At 66.5% G+C, this 16,355-nt stretch carries 14 protein-coding genes and 1 pseudogene; 7 read left to right on the forward strand and 8 right to left on the reverse strand.

All coding sequences use genetic code 11. The features are described from left to right. Nucleotides 1–432 (forward strand): annotated as a pseudogene (locus A5777_RS10280) (aminopeptidase P family N-terminal domain-containing protein); the annotation flags it as partial. On the opposite strand, the gene A5777_RS24130 reads toward A5777_RS10280, so the two are convergent. The 4 genes from A5777_RS24130 to A5777_RS10295 form a co-directional block, all read right to left on the reverse strand. Further along, nucleotides 359–589, reverse strand: a complete 231-nt coding sequence (locus A5777_RS24130; protein ID WP_442903033.1) for an aminopeptidase P family N-terminal domain-containing protein — start codon at nucleotides 587–589, stop codon at nucleotides 359–361. The pseudogene A5777_RS10280 and the gene A5777_RS24130 sit on opposite strands and share 74 nt — an antisense overlap. Before the next feature lie 69 nt (nucleotides 590–658). Continuing rightward, nucleotides 659–2,107 (reverse strand): NAD-dependent succinate-semialdehyde dehydrogenase, encoded by a 1,449-nt coding sequence (locus A5777_RS10285; protein WP_064862592.1) that lies wholly within the window; start codon nucleotides 2,105–2,107, stop codon nucleotides 659–661. Next, on the reverse strand, nucleotides 2,104–5,100 hold the full coding sequence (locus tag A5777_RS10290) for an FAD-binding and (Fe-S)-binding domain-containing protein (RefSeq protein WP_064862593.1): 2,997 nt from the start codon (nucleotides 5,098–5,100) through the stop codon (nucleotides 2,104–2,106). Before A5777_RS10290 ends, A5777_RS10285 begins: the two co-directional genes overlap by 4 nt. Before the next feature lie 9 nt (nucleotides 5,101–5,109). Then, entirely contained in the window at nucleotides 5,110–6,414 is a 1,305-nt protein-coding gene (locus tag A5777_RS10295) for an aspartate aminotransferase family protein (protein WP_005206305.1), read from the reverse strand. An 80-nt stretch (nucleotides 6,415–6,494) separates the two neighbouring features. Between A5777_RS10295 and A5777_RS10300 the strand changes: the two genes are divergently transcribed. The 5 genes from A5777_RS10300 to A5777_RS10320 all read left to right on the forward strand — a co-directional run bounded on the left by A5777_RS10300 (nucleotide 6,495) and on the right by A5777_RS10320 (nucleotide 10,461). After that, entirely contained in the window at nucleotides 6,495–7,517 is a 1,023-nt protein-coding gene (locus A5777_RS10300) for a D-2-hydroxyacid dehydrogenase (protein ID WP_039855751.1), read from the forward strand. Between the two features lie 107 nt (nucleotides 7,518–7,624). Continuing rightward, nucleotides 7,625–7,936, forward strand: a complete 312-nt coding sequence (locus A5777_RS10305) for a hypothetical protein (protein WP_064862594.1) — start codon at nucleotides 7,625–7,627, stop codon at nucleotides 7,934–7,936. Between the two features lie 206 nt (nucleotides 7,937–8,142). Next, nucleotides 8,143–9,090 (forward strand): hypothetical protein, encoded by a 948-nt coding sequence (locus tag A5777_RS10310; RefSeq protein ID WP_005207609.1) that lies wholly within the window; start codon nucleotides 8,143–8,145, stop codon nucleotides 9,088–9,090. An 80-nt stretch (nucleotides 9,091–9,170) separates the two neighbouring features. After that, nucleotides 9,171–9,749, forward strand: coding sequence for an orotate phosphoribosyltransferase (gene pyrE / locus A5777_RS10315; protein WP_005207608.1), 579 nt, complete (start codon nucleotides 9,171–9,173; stop codon nucleotides 9,747–9,749). Nucleotides 9,750–9,753: 4 nt separating this feature from the next. Beyond that, nucleotides 9,754–10,461: a TrmH family RNA methyltransferase gene (locus A5777_RS10320; RefSeq protein ID WP_005207607.1), complete on the forward strand. Its 708-nt coding sequence runs from the start codon at nucleotides 9,754–9,756 to the stop codon at nucleotides 10,459–10,461. Nucleotides 10,462–10,470: 9 nt separating this feature from the next. Here the strand turns inward: A5777_RS10320 and A5777_RS10325 are convergent, their stop codons facing one another. Beyond that, nucleotides 10,471–11,208 (reverse strand): DedA family protein, encoded by a 738-nt coding sequence (locus tag A5777_RS10325; RefSeq protein ID WP_005207606.1) that lies wholly within the window; start codon nucleotides 11,206–11,208, stop codon nucleotides 10,471–10,473. Nucleotides 11,209–11,345: 137 nt separating this feature from the next. Next, nucleotides 11,346–12,062, reverse strand: a complete 717-nt coding sequence (locus A5777_RS10330) for a VTT domain-containing protein (protein WP_039856338.1) — start codon at nucleotides 12,060–12,062, stop codon at nucleotides 11,346–11,348. A 175-nt stretch (nucleotides 12,063–12,237) separates the two neighbouring features. On the opposite strand from A5777_RS10330, the gene fbaA reads away from it, so the two are divergent. Beyond that, nucleotides 12,238–13,272, forward strand: a complete 1,035-nt coding sequence (gene fbaA, locus A5777_RS10335; RefSeq protein WP_064862595.1) for a class II fructose-bisphosphate aldolase — start codon at nucleotides 12,238–12,240, stop codon at nucleotides 13,270–13,272. 139 nt (nucleotides 13,273–13,411) lie between these two features. Here fbaA and A5777_RS10340 read toward each other — a convergent pair whose 3' ends face one another. Both A5777_RS10340 and A5777_RS10345 read right to left on the reverse strand, forming a co-directional pair. Next, nucleotides 13,412–13,789: a hypothetical protein gene (locus A5777_RS10340; protein WP_064862596.1), complete on the reverse strand. Its 378-nt coding sequence runs from the start codon at nucleotides 13,787–13,789 to the stop codon at nucleotides 13,412–13,414. Next, complete coding sequence (locus A5777_RS10345; protein WP_064862597.1) at nucleotides 13,786–16,152, reverse strand: Rv0361 family membrane protein; 2,367 nt, start codon at nucleotides 16,150–16,152, stop codon at nucleotides 13,786–13,788. Before A5777_RS10345 ends, A5777_RS10340 begins: the two co-directional genes overlap by 4 nt. Nucleotides 16,153–16,355 lie beyond the last annotated feature (203 nt).

The following is a 16,355-nucleotide window of genomic DNA, read 5'->3' on the forward strand; positions in this document are numbered from 1 at the left end:
CCGCAGATGCTGTTCGTCCCCATCGACGGCGAGATGCTGTTCTTCGCTCGCGAGATGGACGCACATGGCGCACACCGCACCACCTGGCTACCCGACGAGCAGATCGTCGGCTATCCCGAAAGTTACGTGCACCGCCCGCACGTGCACCCGTTCGACTGGGTCGCGTGGGCGCTACGCCAACGTCACCAGGTCGCACCGGCATCGAAGGGCGGCTCCGTCGGACTCGAGATGGACTCACACTTCTTCTCTCCCAAGGCCTACCGCGCTCTGCACAACGCCATCCCCGAGTGGAAGCTCGTCGACAACTTCGAACTCGTCAACTGGGTGCGTTCGGTGAAATCCGACGCCGAGGTTCAGCTCATGCGTCAGGCGGGCATGGTGTGTTCGGAGGCGATGCGCGCAGCCATCGAGACCATCGATGTCGGTGTGCGCCATGTGCGTCCATCTCGCGAGCGAAGAACAGCATCTCGCCGTCGATGGGGACGAACAGCATCTGCGGGGTGTAGAACGACCACGCGTTGTACCCGATGAGGTAGAAGATGTTCGCGGGATCGGTGACGATGATCGCCGAAAGTCCTTGCAGATCCATCAGTTCACGCACGCGGGTCAACCGCTGCCGGTACTCTCTGTCGGTGAAGAGCTGGGCGCCGAGATACACCTATCGCCTCCGTCGGATCGGGGTGGACGTGTAGGTGACGTCGAGGAACTCCTCGATGCCGAGACGTCCGCCCTCGCGGCCGAGGCCCGACTCCTTGATCCCCCCGAACGGGGCCGCGGGGTTGGAGACCAGACCAGTGTTGACCCCGACCATACCCACCGCGAGGCCGGCCGAGATGGCGTCGAGGCGCTCGGCGTCGCGGCTGCAGACGTATCCGACCAGGCCGGCGGGCGTCCTGTTTGCAGCTGCGACCACGGTGTCGTCTGCCTCGATTCCGGAGCCGTCGAACGGGATCAGAGCCGCGACGGGACCGAAGATCTCGGTGCTCATGAGAGCGGACTCGGGGTGTACGTCGGTGAGGACCGTCGGCGGGTAGAAGTGGCCGGGACCATCGGGACGGGTGCCGCCGCACCGAAGCGACGCTCCGCGTCGAACCGCGTCGTCGACGAGCTCTTCGACCTTGTCGACGGCCTTGCGTTCGACGAGGGGGCCGACCTGCGTGCCCTCGGACAGTCCGTTCCCGACGGTGAGTGTTGACATGCGTTGCGTGAGGGCGCTTGCGAACTCGTCCATGACGTCACGATGCACGAAGATCCGGTTGGCCGCAGTGCATGCCTGCCCCATGTTGCGCATCTTCGCGACCATCACGGCGTCGAGTGCGGTGTCGAGATCGGCGTCGTCGCAGACGATGAAGGGTGCGTTGCCGCCGAGCTCCATCGAGGTGCGCATCACCGTATCGGCGGCCTGGCGCAGCAACAGTTTTCCCACCGCGGTGGAGCCGGTGAAGCTGACCTTGCGGGCGAGGCCCGACGACATCCACGCGCCGGCGACCTCACCCGGATCGCTTGTGGTGACCACGTTCAGGACGCCATCGGGCAGACCGGCCTCGCGGAGCACGTCGGCGAGGAGCAGCGAGGTCAACGGTGTCAGCTCCGCGGGCTTGAAGACCATGGTGCAGCTCGCGGCGATCGCCGGGCCGATTTTGCGTGTTCCCATCGCCAATGGGAAGTTCCACGGCGTGATCAGGATGCATGGGCCGACGGGGCGATGACGGACGACGACGCGGTTGCTGCCGTCCGGGGTGAGGAGGTGGTCGCCGCCGATGCGTACGGCTTCCTCGGCGAACCAGCGGAAGAACTCTGCGCCGTAGGCAACCTCGCCGCGTGCCTCGGGGTACGGCTTGCCCATCTCGGTGGTCATCAGGGTCGCGAACTCATCGGCCCGCGCGGTGATGAGTTCGTATGCGCGGTAGAGGATCTCGCTACGTGAGCGGGGACTGGTTGCCGCCCAGTCGGATTGGGCGTCGGCGGCACGACCCAGGGCGTCGAGCGCGTCGTCGGCGTTGCCGTCCGGGACCGACGTGATGACCTCGCCGGTCGCCGGATTCTCTACGTCGAAGCGGCGTTTCGAGGATGTGGGTGTCCAGGCTGTGTCGACGAGCAGTGTCATCGGAGTCCTTCCTCTGGTGATGGCTGTGCGCGGGGTAGTTCTTGTGCAAGGGGCAGCGCCTGTGCGAGCAGTTCGGCGAGGTGCTGCCCTTGGGCGTTGATGAGGGGGTCGGTGGCGGTCAGGTGGTCGACGCTCATCGCGCAGCTGAACCCGTCGGTGATGACCGGAGTTTCCGGCGCGGCACGGAGCGCGGGTGCGAGGGCGTTCTCGGCCACCGCGACGCTGACCTCGTAGTGACCCTTCTCGAAGCCGAAGTTGCCTGCGACGCCGCAGCATCCGTCGGCCGTGGTGACCTCGACACCGAGCGACTTCAGTGCGGCCGTCGAGGCGTGCGCGCCGAAGGCGGCGTACTCGTGGCAGTGGGTTTGGACCGTGACCGATTCGGGAAGGTCTGGGACCTGCAGCCCTGCCTCGACGAGTGTGGGCAGGTGGGCGGCGAAGCTCGTCACTCTTGCGGCGACACGGCGTGCGGCGGGCGAGTTGATCAGTTCTGGTAGGTCCGTGCGCAGTGCGGCCGCGCAGCTGGGTTCGGCGAGGACGAGGGGGCGGTCGGTGCCGTCGTCGAGTCGATCAGCGGTGCGGGTCAGTACCTTTCGAGCGTGGTCGAGCTGACCGGTTGAGATCCAGGTCAGTCCGCAGCACACGTCGTCGCGGGTGGCGACGGTGTCGCCGGTGGCTGCCAGGACGCGCGCCGCGGCGGTTGCGACGTGCGGGCGGAACGCCTTGGTGAAGGTGTCGACGATCAGCACGACGTCGGCGTCGGCGGGGTGGCCGAGTGCGCTCAGTGTCGCGCGCCTGTCCCGGCGAGTGGTGAAGCGGGGCATGGAGCGTCGAGCGTCGAGGCCGCCCGCGCGAGCGGCGAGGCGTCGGGCGAGTGGAGTTTGGAGAACTCGATTCAGCAGTGGTGCAACGGAGGTCGCGACGGGGAGCCAGGCGGGCATCCATCCGAGTGAGTAGTGCGAGAGAGGTCGTAGCCGGCGTCGATAGTGATGCGAGAGGAACTCCGACTTCAGTGACGCCATGTCGACGCCGGTGGGGCAGTCGCTCGAACATGCCTTGCATGACAGACAGAGGTCGAGTGCGTCGGCGACATCGGCAGACTGCCAACCGGATTCGACGCTGGGCGCGGTGCGCACCATGTCTTGTAGAACGCGTGCCCGGCCGCGCGTCGAGTCCTTCTCGTCGCGCGTCGCGCGATAGCTGGGGCACATCACCCCGCCGCTGGTAGTGCGGCAGCGACCGACACCGATGCAGCCCTGCACGGCATGGATGAACGGATCGAGTCCGGTGTGTTCGGGTGAGTGCTCGTCCGGGTCCGCGGAGTGCCACGGTCGGTTCGGAACGTCGGCGAGTGCGAGGTCGGTGGTGATGGGCGCAGGGTCGACGATGCTGCCGGGGTTGAGAATTCCCACGGGGTCCCAGATTCGCCGGAAGTCGTCGAAGGCGCGCAGCATCTCTGTGGAGTACATCAGCGGCAGGAGTGCTGATCGGGCGCGACCATCGCCGTGTTCACCCGACAGTGAACCACCATGAGCAACAACCAGTTCGGCGGCGCGGGTGCAGAACCGCGACATCACCTCGCGACCCTGCTCGGTGCGGAGGTCGAAGGTGATCCGCACGTGCATGCAGCCCGCACCGAAGTGTCCGTACAGCACGCCGGTGAGGTCGAACTCGTCGAGGAGGGTCGTGAAATCCTGCAGGTAGTCGGCGAGACGTTCCGGTGCGACGGCGGCGTCTTCCCAGCCGGGCCACGACTCGTGCGTCGTCGGTGCGTCGCTCTCCGGGTCGACGAGGCGCGCGGACAGTCCGGCGCCGTCTTCCCGGACGCGCCACAGTGCGCGACGTCGGGTCTCGTCGTCGACGAACGCGGCGTCGACCATGCACCCTCGCGTGCGGAGGTGTTCGATCAGGCGCTTGGCGGTTGCGGGGATGTCGGGTTCGGATTGTGCTGCGGCGCTCTCGTTGTCGAGGTCGATGAAGAGCCAGGAGTCGCCGTCGGGGAGGCCAGCTACGGTGTCGGGCCCGCGTCGGGCGGCCATGGTGGCGACGATGCCGCGGTCGATGCCTTCGATGGCCGACGGTGCGAAGGGAAGAATGTCGGGCACGTCGCGGGCAGCGTCTGCCACAGAGCGGTAGCCGACGCAGACGAGTAGCTGAGATGTCGGGGCCGCGACCAGTCTGACGGTGGCGCCGACGACGATCGCGCAGGTGCCCTCGCTGCCCACGAGTGCCCGCGCGACGTCGAATCCGTTCTCCGGCAACAGGTGTGCCAGATGGTATCCCGACACCTGGCGGGGGATCTGTTCGAGTTGGGTGCGAAAGGCCGCGAGGTTGCGGGTGGTGAGGTCGGTGAGCTCGCGGGTGAGTTCGGCGGCTCGCGTGGTCGCTGCCGGATCATTCGGCAGTGTGGGTTCGATGCCCGATCGCGTTGCGGTCAGCCGTAATCCGTCAGCGGTGACGAGATCGAGTGCCTCGACGTGGTCGGTGGTGCGGCCGTGGCGCACCGAGTGATTTCCGCACGCGTCGTTCCCGATTGCCCCGCCGATGGTGGCGCGCGACGCCGACGACGGGTCGGGCGCGAAGGTGAGGCGGCCGCCGGTGGCTGTGCGCGCGGCGGCAGCCAGGTGTGTGAGGACGACGCCCGGGTCGACGTGGGCGGTCGCTGACTCGTCGTCGATGTGGTGGATACGCGTCATGTAGCGCGAGAAGTCGAGGATGACGCCGTCGCCGATAGCGTTGCCCGCCATTGACGTTCCGCCACCGCGTGCGGTGAGGGGTGTGCCGAGGCGATGACAGCAGGCCGCGATGCGAGCTACCTCGGCTGCGTCGCGGGGGAAGACAACTGCCACTGGCCGAACCCGATAATTGGATGCGTCGTAGGAGTATTCGGCACGCCGGCGCGACGACGCGTCGACCTCTATGTCGAGCCTGGTGAGCTCGGTGACGATCGGCGGCGTTGGCGTCGTGGGAGTGGGTAGTGGGTGTGGAGCCATTGTGTGTGGCTACGGACCGTCGTTGCGGGCGGCGACGTCGGACAGGGCGGCGCTGAATCGTTCGATGCCGGTGGCGATTTCGTGTTCGGTGACGACGAGGGCGGGAATCAGGCGGACCACGTTGGCCTCGGGTCCGCAGGTGAGGGTGAGCAGTCCGTGCCGGGTGGTGGCCTGCTGGACGGCGAGGGCCGTTGCTGCGTCGGGCACTGCGACGTCGCCGTCGCGGGAGACGAATTCGACACCGACCATGAGTCCGAGACCACGCACATCGCCGACGGCGTCGTAACCGGCTGTGACAGAACGGATTCCGGACAGCATCTGTTCGCCGCGGATGCGTGCGTTCTCGACGAGATCCTCGTCGTCGATGACGTCGAGCGTCGCGATGGCCGCCGCGGCGGCAACGGCATTGCCGCCGTACGTTCCGCCCTGCGAGCCGGGCCACGCCTGGCTCATCAACTCCGTCGGAGCGGCGATCGCGGAGATCGGGAAGCCCGACGCGAGACCCTTTGCGGTGATGAGGATATCGGGAGTGAGGTCGTCGGCGTGCTGATGTCCCCAGAACTTACCCGTGCGTCCGAATCCGGCCTGCACCTCGTCGATGATGAGCAGGATGCCGTGGCGGTCGGCGCGCTCGCGGAGTCCTGCGAGGAAGCGTGGTGGCGTCGGGAGGTATCCACCGTCGCCGAGTACGGGTTCGATGAGGAATGCGGCGGTGTCGTTCGGCGCAACCCGAGAGGCGAGCAGGTAGTCGAGTTCTTTGAGCGCGAAATCGATTGCGGCGTCGTCATTCCAGCCGTAGCGGTAGGCGTAGGGGAACGGCGCCATGTGCACGCCGCCCATGAGTGGTGAGAAGCCCGCGGAGAATCGGGTGCCGGCGCTGGTGAGGCTGGCGGCCGCGACGGTACGCCCGTGGAATCCGCCTTGGAAGACAATGATGTTGGGCTTCGCGGTTGCCATACGGGCCAGGCGCACCGCTGCCTCGACGGCCTCCGAGCCGGAGTTCGCGTAGAAGACGGAGTCGAGGCCGAGGGGGAGGACTGCGCCGAGTTTCTCGGTGAGATCGAGCAGCGGCTGATGCATCACGGTCGTGTACTGCGCGTGGATGATCTTGGTGCACTGCTCCTGAGCTGCGGCGACGACCCTCGGGTGGCAGTGGCCGGTGCTGGTGACCCCGATGCCGGTGGTGAAGTCGAGGTAGCTGTGGCCGTCGGTTCCGTGAATCCACGAGCCGAGTGCGTGATCGACGACGACGGGCGTCGCCTGCTTGAGGATCGGCGACAGCGACGCGGTCTGAGGCGTTGCGGCGAGGGTCATGGGTACACGGTGGACGTAGATCGTCGGATTGTCAACAATTAGACAGGGTGCGGTGTCTGGTGGGTGCGTGCACCGATACGGTGGCGGGTGTGACGTCCACCAAGCCGCAACTCGTCCTCCTCGGCGCCGACGACGCGCCCGGTCCCTACAACCTCGCCGACCTCGAGGCGCTGGCCGACGTGCGGCAGTGCACCGTCGAGACCTTGCCGCAGGTGCTGCCGGGTGCCGATGTTCTCGTCGTGTGGGACTTCTTCTCCCGTGCGCTGCGCGACAACTGGGGCGCCGCAACACAATCGCTGCGCTGGGTGCACGTCTGTGCCGCGGGTGTCGATTCGCTGCTGTTCGACGAGCTCGCCGACTCCGACATCGTGGTGACCAACGCGCACGGCGTCTTCGACCAACCGATCGCGGAGTTCGTGCTGGCGTCGATCCTGGCGCGGGACAAGCGCTTACATGAATCGGCGCGCCTGCAGTCGGCGCACGAATGGGTGTGGCGCGAGACGACGCGGACCGCGGGGTCGTCGGTGCTCGTCATCGGGACCGGGGGTATCGGACGTGCGATTGCGCGGCTGCTGCGCGCCGTCGGGATGCGCGTGACCGGCGCCGGGCGCACGGCGCGTCACGACGACCCCGACTTCGGCGAGGTGCGCGCGACCGACGAATTGAGCAGTTACGTCGGCGAATTCGACAACGTCGTCGTCGTGGCGCCGCTCACCGCGCAGACCGAGGGCATGATCGACGCGTCGGTGCTGTCGGCGATGCGCCCCGACGCGCACCTTGTCAACGTCGGCAGGGGCAGGCTCGTCGACGAGGCGGCGCTGGCCGACGCGCTGCGCAGCGGCGGGATCGGCGCGGCGTCGCTCGATGTCTTCGTCACCGAACCGCTGCCCGACGACAGCCCACTGTGGGACTTGGACAACGTCGCGATCTCGGCGCATATGAGCGGCGACGTTTATGGGTGGCGCGACGAGCTCGCCGATCAGGTGCTCGACAATCTACGGCGGTACGTCGGGGCCGGGTGCGAGGCGGGCGGCGAGGAGTTGTCGACGGCGCTGCGGAACGTCGTCGACAAGCGGCGGGGGTACGTGGCCTCGGGGAGGTGATCTCGACAAGCTCGATCAGCGGTGGTGGGCTCGATCGGCGGGGGTCTTCTGCTGGTTGAGCAGGCCGCGAGCGCAGCGAGCTGCCGTGTCGAAACCACGGTGCGCCTGTGTTGGTGGGCTGGGTCGGTGATCTCGACAAGCTCGATCAGCGGGGGTTTGGCTCGGGGCCGGGTGATCTCGACAGGCGCGATCAGCGGTTGGGGCTCGATCGGCGGGTGATCTCGACAAGCTCGATCAGCGGGGGTCTTCCGCTGGTTGAGCAGGCCGCGAGCGCAGCGAGCTGCCGTGTCGAAACCACGGTGTGCCTGGGCTGGTGGGCTGGGTCGGTGATCTCGACAAGCTCGATCAGCGGGGGTTGGCTCGATCGGCGGGTGATCTCGACAGGCTCGATCAGCGGTTGGGGCTCGATCGGCGGGTGATCTCGACAGGCTCGATCAGCGGACCGGGCTCGATCGGCGGGTGATCTCGACAAGCTCGATCAGCGGGGGTGGGCTCGATCGGCGGGTGATCTCGACAAGCTCGATCAGCGTTCGGGCTCGATCAGCGGGCGGGCTGCTCGATCGGCGGCGGGCGCGCGTGAGGCATTCTCGATCAGCGGTGCGGCCCTGAAGTAGGCTGTAGCGCGATGACCATCGTCTATTTCGTGATCGCAGCCGTGGCGCTGGCCGGTGCGGCGGCGCTGCTGTGGCTCGACCGCAAGCGTTCCAGCGGCACCCGCCACCAGCGTGCCGTGTGGGGTGATGCCCACGACTTCTCCTACCGTGCCTCAGATACCAAGCTACGCAAGGTGTTCCACCGCGCGACGATGAACGTTCCGGACAGTGTCGGAGTTCAGGATGTCGCATACGGAGTTTATGGCGGCGCCGAGGCCGTCGTCTTCGACCTCGACGACACGGCGACCGTCATCGCGGTCCGCCGCAATGCGCCGTCGAACGTGATCGTCGACCTACGCCACGAGGATGTGCTCGCGCCCGCGGAGGACGACGTCGAACTGCTCGGTGCGATGGGGCCGCGTGTCATGTTCTCCAACGACCTCGACGTCGCGCGACGGGTGTGTGACCGGAGGATGGTCGCGCTGGCCAACAACGCGCCGTCGTACGTCGAGGTGCTGTGGGACGAAGGCAACTGGGCGCTCGGTTCCATGCCGTTGACCGATGATGCGACCAAGCTCGACACGGGGCTCGAAGTGGTTCGACGCTTCGCTGACCTGCTGCGTGTGCTGCCGCCGGTGCAGGACCCGCAGGATCCGCCGGACCCGCGTGATCCGCACGGGCCGACGCGCGAAGAGTTCGCCGACGAGAAGACCGAGTCGATGCGCGACAAGGAGCGTCGGGCGCGCATTCAGGCGCAGGAGACGGCAGCTCCCGCGCCGCGCCGTCAACCTCCACCGCAGAATCAGCCACCCCAGGGTCAGCAGCCGCAAGCCCAGCCACCGCAGGGTGAGGCCGGGGCCAGGCGGGCTGCGTCGCCGACGACCGGTCGCGGCATGACCCCGATGCCGGTCCGGCGATCGCGCACTGCACAGCCGTCCGAGACGGACGAGCGCCCCAATCGGCATCATCGTCGTGACTGAGCGTTTGACGCAGCTTTCGGGACACACGCAGCCATCGAGACATCCGACCGCGACGCACGAGCAGGAAGACTGAGCCGACTGTGACCTCCTCAACGCCCTCCGCATCCGCGACCCCCGAGGTGGACGGCGAGGCCCGCGCGGCGCTCGCGCGACTCGTCGCCGAACTGTCGGTGGTGCACGGCAAGGTGACGTTGTCGTCGGGACGTGAAGCCGACTACTACGTCGACCTGCGACGCGCCACGCTGCATCACGAGGCGTCGCCGTTGATCGGCAAGCTCATGCGGCAGCTCACCGCCGACTGGGGATACCAGGCGGTCGGCGGACTGACCTTGGGTGCCGACCCGGTTGCGACCGCGATCATGCACGCCCCGGGACGTCCCATCGACGCATTCGTGGTGCGCAAGGCCGCCAAGGCACACGGCATGCAGCGTCAGGTGGAGGGCCCCGACATCGAAGGCAAAGCGGTGCTGATCGTCGAGGACACCAGCACCACGGGTAATTCGCCTGCAACCGCTGTGGCGGCGGCGCGTGAGGCCGGAGCGGTCGTGGTGGGTGTCGCGACCGTCGTCGACCGTGCTACCGGAGCTGACGACGTGATCACGAAACTCGGTGTGCCGTACCGATCTCTGCTCGGCCTCGCCGACATCGGGCTTGCCTGAGGCGATGTCGACCGGCGGCACGTCGCCTGAGGGAACTGGTGCACCCGACGGATCGGACGTACCCGGACCCACCGAATGGCAGGCGAGACCCGCCGTCGGAGTGGGACCGTGGGACGTCGAACGGGATGGTCCGTTACCCGACGATCCGCGCTACGACCCGGAGTTGCTCGCCGAGGGCGACACCCGGAATGTCGTTGATGCATACCGGTATTGGCGTCGTGAGGCGATCGTCGACGACATCGATGCACGCCGACACCCGTTTCATGTGGCCATCGAGAACTTCGCGCACGACGCCAACATCGGGACCGTGGTGCGGACCGCGAACGCGTTTGCCGCGTCGGCGGTGCACATCGTCGGACGACGCCGCTGGAATCGTCGCGGAGCAATGGTGACAGACCGCTATCAGCATCTGCAGCACCATGATTCAGTGTCGGAGCTGATGACCTGGGCGCGCGAGAACGGTCTCGCAGTGGTCGCCGTCGACAACACTCCTGGCTCGGTACCGCTCGAAACCGCCGATCTCCCACGCGAATGCGTACTGCTCTTCGGTCAGGAGGGGCCAGGCGTCAGTGACGACGCGCAAGCGCAGGCGGATCTGACGGTGTCGATCGCGCAGTTCGGATCGACGCGAAGCATCAATGCGGGGGTGGCCGCCGGGATCGCGATGCACGCATGGATTCGGCAGCACGCCGACCTTGACGACGCGTGGTGACGCTCGGCGTCAGACGTTGTCGGGGGAGTGCGGATCGGCTGCAGCCGTCGCCTCGGAGGTCGCGACAGCATCGGTGGCAACCTTTTTCGCGGCGCGACGTCGGCGATACCACTCGATGAGCATCGGAGCGATCGACAGGATCACGATCAGGATGAAGATCGGCTCGATGAGCTTCTGCACCACCTCGAACCGGCCGAGCCAGTAGCCGAGCAGAACGATGCCGGCGCCCCAGACGATGGCTCCGATCACGTTGTAGAGCGCGAACACCGACCACCTCATGCGCGCGGCACCGGCGACGATCGGCGCGATGGTGCGCACGATGGGCACGAAGCGGGCCAGGAAGATGGTGATCGGGCCGTGCTTCTCGAAGAACTCCTGCGCCTCGATCAGGTAGCGCTCCTTGAGGAACCGGGCGTCGGGTTTGAACATCTCGGTCCCGATGAACCGGCCGATCCAATACCCCACCTGACCACCGAGGATCGCGGCGATCGGCACGAAGACCAACAGCTGCCACAGCGACGCGAACTGGTCGATGCCGTCCTTACCGCCTGCCGCGACCACCATGCCCGCGACGAACAGCAACGAGTCACCGGGGAGGACCGGGAACAGCACACCCGACTCGATGAAGACGACGAGTAGCAGCCCCCAGAACGCCCAGGCGCCGAACCAGCTCAGCACGTTGATGGGGTCGAGGATGCCGGGGAGAGCGACCACGGTGGTCGTATGGGCAAGCGCGGTGTCGATCACGGGTCACCAGGCTACTTGGCGAAGCTGTGCGAGAGCCAATGAGTGGCTGTCAGGGGGCCGAAGGGCCTCCTGCGGTGTCGGATTTGCGCTGCGCGGCGGCGTCGAATGCGCGCGCTACGCGGCGGCGGCAAATAGCGCTACGCGGCGTCGACCTTCTCTTCGACGACGGGTTGGCGGGAGCGTCGCCAGCGCTTGACGACCTCGGAGATGATCGGGAGCACCGAGACGAACACGATCAGCAGGAAGATCACGTCGACGTTGTCGCGAATGAACGAGATCTGGCCGAGGAAGTAGCCCAGGAGCGTCACGCCTGCACCCCAGACGACGGCGCCGATCGCGTTGTAGGCGAGGAACGTCGAGTAGCGCATCTTCGCAGCTCCGGCGACCAGTGGTGCGTAGGTGCGCACGATCGGCACGAAGCGCGCCAGGAAGATGGTGATGGGTCCGTGCTTCTCGAAGAAGTCATGCGCCTCGACGATGTAGGACTGCTTCAAGATGCGCGCGTCCGGCTTGAACAGGGAGTATCCGAGTCTGTTGCCGATGAGATAGCCGACCTGATCGCCGAGGAACGCCGCGATCGGAATGGTGACCAGGAGCACCCAGAGTGGCGCGAACGGCTCGATGTCGGCCGACTTCGCGGCCACGATCAGCCCCGCGGTGAACAACAGTGAGTCGCCCGGGAGTAGCGGGAAGAGCAGTCCTGACTCGATGAAGACCACCAACAGCAGTCCGGCGAGAATCCACGTGCCGAACGAGTTCAGCAGGTTGACCGGATCGAGGAAGCCGGGGAGCAGGGCGAGGTCGGTCGTTGCAGCGAGAGCAGGGGCTGTGGCGTCGAAAACAGAGGCGGTCACGGCTCCGAGGGTAGCGGAATCGGACAAAACACCCCATTCGCGTGTTGTCAGGCGTCGAACCGGAGGCTTCGCCCCAGGTGAGAGCGTCTTGCACACGCTGGAGTGGCACTTGCCATACTGAGAGGGACTCAACAGAGCTCGAAGTGTGAGATCCCACCCGGTTGGAGGACGTGACATGCCCATTGCAACCCCAGAGCAGTACGCCGAGATGTTCGCGAAGGCGAAGGAGGGTGGCTACGCATTTCCCGCGATCAACTGCACCTCGTCGTCGACGATCAACGCGGCCATCAAGGGTTTTGCCGATGCCGGGAGTGACGGCATCATCCAGTTCTCCACCGGTGGGGCGGAGTTCGGCTCGGGCCTCGGCGTCAAGGACATGGTGACCGGTGCGGTTGCGCTCGCCGAGTTCGCGCACGTGGTGGCAGCCAAGTACGACGTGACGATCGCGCTGCACACTGACCACTGTCCCAAGGACAAGCTCGACACCTACGTGCGTCCGCTGCTCGCCATCTCTCAGGAGCGCGTCGACGCCGGCAAGAATCCGCTGTTCCAGTCGCACATGTGGGACGGCAGCGCTGTGCCGATCGACGAGAACCTCGAGATCGCGCAGGAACTGCTCGTCAAGGCGGCTGCGGCGAAGATCATCCTCGAGGTCGAGATCGGCGTCGTCGGTGGTGAAGAAGACGGTGTCGAGGCGGAGATCAACGACAAGCTCTACACCTCGGCCGAGGACTTCGAGAAGACCGTCGACGCGCTCGGCGCAGGTGAGAAAGGCAAGTACCTGCTCGCCGCCACCTTCGGCAACGTCCACGGCGTCTACAAGCCGGGCAACGTGAAGCTGCGTCCCGACGTGCTCAAGCTGGGCCAGGACGTCGCGAGCAAGAAGCTCGGTCTGCCTGAGGGATCCAAGCCATTCGACTTCGTGTTCCACGGTGGATCGGGCTCGCTCAAGAGCGAGATCGAGGAAGCGCTCACCTACGGCGTCGTCAAGATGAACGTCGACACCGACACCCAGTACGCCTACACCCGACCGATCGCCGGGCACATGTTCAGCAACTACGACGGCGTGCTGAAGGTCGACGGCGAGGTTGGCAACAAGAAGGCCTACGACCCGCGCGTCTGGTCGAAGAAGGCCGAGACCAGCATGTCCGAGCGCGTTGTCGAGGCATGCGACGACCTGAAGTCGAACGGCAAGTCGATCAGCGCCTGACGTTTCACGCCTGAACTTTCGCACGCAGACCACCGCGCGCCTCCTCTCGTTTCGGGAGGGGGCGCGCGGTGTGTGAGTCGCGAGTTGCGGTTGCCCAGACGCGCGGTATCCGAGCTTCTGGGCAACCGCAATAGCGGGCCTACGCGCTGAGTGCGGTCACGACCAGATCAACCCGATGGCGACGGTGAATCAACCCGATGGCGACGGTGAGGGCCAACGCAGCCATGGCGATCGCCGCGCAGATCACTGCGGGGTCGGCACGACGTTGCACCCGGACCCGCTGTGAATGAACGCTCCGGGTCCCGGGGCGTCGTCCAGGGACGTCGAGTTGCTTCGGATGGCCGAACGGTGTGGCGCCCGGCGCGTTGGCTGCCGGGACATAGGAACGTCGCGCCGGTCGGGGCGCAACCCGCAACGGCTGGGTCGTCGGACGGTGGACCGGCGCATGCCCACCCGGCACCCACCCTGTGCCGGGTATGTCGTCGCGTAGGGGACCTGGCGCCCTGCGACCGGTCACCGCGGCGTGCAGACCTTCCAGTCGCTGCCGTCCTTCTGGAGATTGATGGTGACGGTCTGCGGCTCGTTCGGCTTGCTGGTCTGGTATGCCGTCACCTCGACGACCGCCTTTGCCCCGTCGTCGGTCACCTTCGACGCCTTGATGTCTCCGGTGCGGACCAACTCGTTGCGCGCCTTCTGCGCGGAGTAGATCTTCTGGAAATCGGCGTCGGAGATGTTGGTGTAGAACTGATTCTCCTGACCGCACGTCACCGAGCGCAGCGTCGAGAGGTCGCCGTTGTAGAGGGCGGTGGAGAACTTCGACGCTGCGTCGGCAGCCTGGTCGGCTGCAGGCTCGGCGCGCGATGCGATAACGCCCCACACAACGCCCACGACGACCAGAGCCAGGACGACGAGCGCGCCGACCGTCAGCAGCAGACGACGACTGGAGCCTTCCTTGCTCTTCGTAGTGGTCGTCGTCGACGTTCCGGCAGGGGGGATCACCTGTGGCTGGTGCGGTGTGGTCGACCAACCGGTCGACGTCGTGGGACGAGCCGACGACGTTTGTGCAGTCTTCGCTGTGGACCCTGCTGCTGCGGCCGCTCCGACTGCGGCAGCCGCGCCACCGGCAACCGCGGCGCCCTTGCCGATGTTCACCTTGTCGTCAGTGGCGGCCGTGTCTGTAGTGGCGCTGTCTGTCGGGGCGTCGGGCTTCTGTGTCTTCAGCGCGACGGTCTGCGCCTCGCCGTCGATGTGGTCTTCACCGTCAGCGGGTTCTTCGTCGGTGATTTCCTCGTCGGTGATTTCCTCGTCGACGGGCTCTTCGTCAACGCGCTCTTCATCGACAGAAGCGCCGTCGTCTTCTGTGGTTTCCGCGTCGGCCGACTCGTCGCTGTCGGTGTGCTCGGCGTCGTGCTCGGCGTCGTCTTCGGACTCGGACTCGGACTCGGCGTCGGCTTCGGTATCGGACTCGGTCGATGTGCCGTCGACGTCGGCGGGTTCGACCTCGTCTTCGGCGCCTGTCTCGTCGTCGACGTCCGAGGCGTCGGACTCCGAAGTAGCGTCGGACTCGGAAGTGGCGTCAGACTCGGAAGTAGTTGCAGCCGTCGGTGTTTCGTCGCCGGATTCGTCGTTCTGGTCGATTTCGTCGATGGGTTCGAAGTTGCTGATGTCTCCGTCGGTCGCGGCTTCTTCGACGCTCAGGTCGCCCGCGTCCGTGGTCGCTTCGAAGGCTTCGAGGCGAGCTTCGGCGTCTTCCTTCTCGTGCTCGGTCTCGGCGGCGTCGACGGCTTCGGGATCGGCGGCATCGAGCTTTGCTTCGGACTCCGCCTCGGCGCGGTCGGCAGCGACGGCGTCTGCGGTGTCGTCGGCGTCTTCGATCTCGGCGGCGGACGACTCGTCAGCGGCAGGGAACTCCGTGGCGTCGTCGGTTGTCTTGTCGCCGGCCGCCTCGTCGTCAGCCGCCTCGTCGTCAGCCGCCTCATCGCCGACTGTCTCTTCTGCTGCCTTCTCGTCGGTGTCGTCAGTATCGTGCGCCGCCACGGCGGCCGCGCCTGCGACTCCCGCTGCGACCGCGCCCGCGGCCGCGATCTTCCCCGCGTCGCCCTGACCGGCCTCTTCTGCGCTTCGTGTCTTCTCGGCGCCGCCGGTCTCTTCTACGCTCTCTGTTTCCTCTGCGCTGGCTGTCTCTTCGGCGCCGCCGGTCACTTCGGTGCTGTCGGCGGACTCCTCAGTGGAGTCGGTGCCCGTGATGTCGACGTCGTCGAGGTCGGGCATGTCGCTGGTATCCGGCAGGTCGTCGCGCTTGATCACCGTGGTGTCGGTGGCGCTCGGCGACGCCGTACCGGCAACCTTCACGACCGCTGGCTTCTCGTCCGAACCCTTCTCGTCCGAACTCGTGGCGTCGGAACTGTCGGTGTCAGTTGCTTCGGCTGTTTTGGCGTCGTCGGCCTCGGTGCCGCCTGCGAGGGGATCGATGTCGTCGAGGTCGTCGAGCGTGCTGGGATCGGGAAGCTGATCCCGCGAGATCACCTTTGTCGCGGAGTCGATGCCTCGACCTCCCCGGGGCTTCGGGCCGCTCGGGCGTGAATCCGTCCCCTGTGCGCCGCCGGCGCCCACCTCATCGACCTGAGACTTGTCCACAGATGATCCCGATTCCCCCGCTTGTGTATCCGTGACTGTTGTTGCCTCGGCGCCCGCCGATTCTTTCTTGCCCGCCGTCTCGCTGGGCGTCGACGTCCTCGCAGTGGACGCGGCCGGTGCTGAGTTCTTTGTCGGCGACGAGTAGGTCCGGCTCGACGTCCCCTCCAGACGTTCGGCGGCCTTCTTTCGTATCACCGAGAAGGCTTTGGTGACAGCCGATTTCCGATCACCGGATTGAGGCATCGTCGATCACCATTCCTTCCCGAGCAAGTGGATTCTGCCGCGCATCGCGGCGTCGTGGTCGTGCAGCGACCAAGTGCGCCATTCACCCTAGCGAATCGTCGTTGTCACGGGCATCCGGGCAGGGGATGAGCATCTGCGAAGACTACTACCGCCGGGCAGATGTCGCGGGGGCGTCGAGCGGCCGTGCCCCGACCGGTTCGGCG

Source organism: Gordonia sp. 852002-10350_SCH5691597, assembly GCF_001665715.1.
GTDB lineage: Bacteria > Actinomycetota > Actinomycetes > Mycobacteriales > Mycobacteriaceae > Gordonia > Gordonia sputi.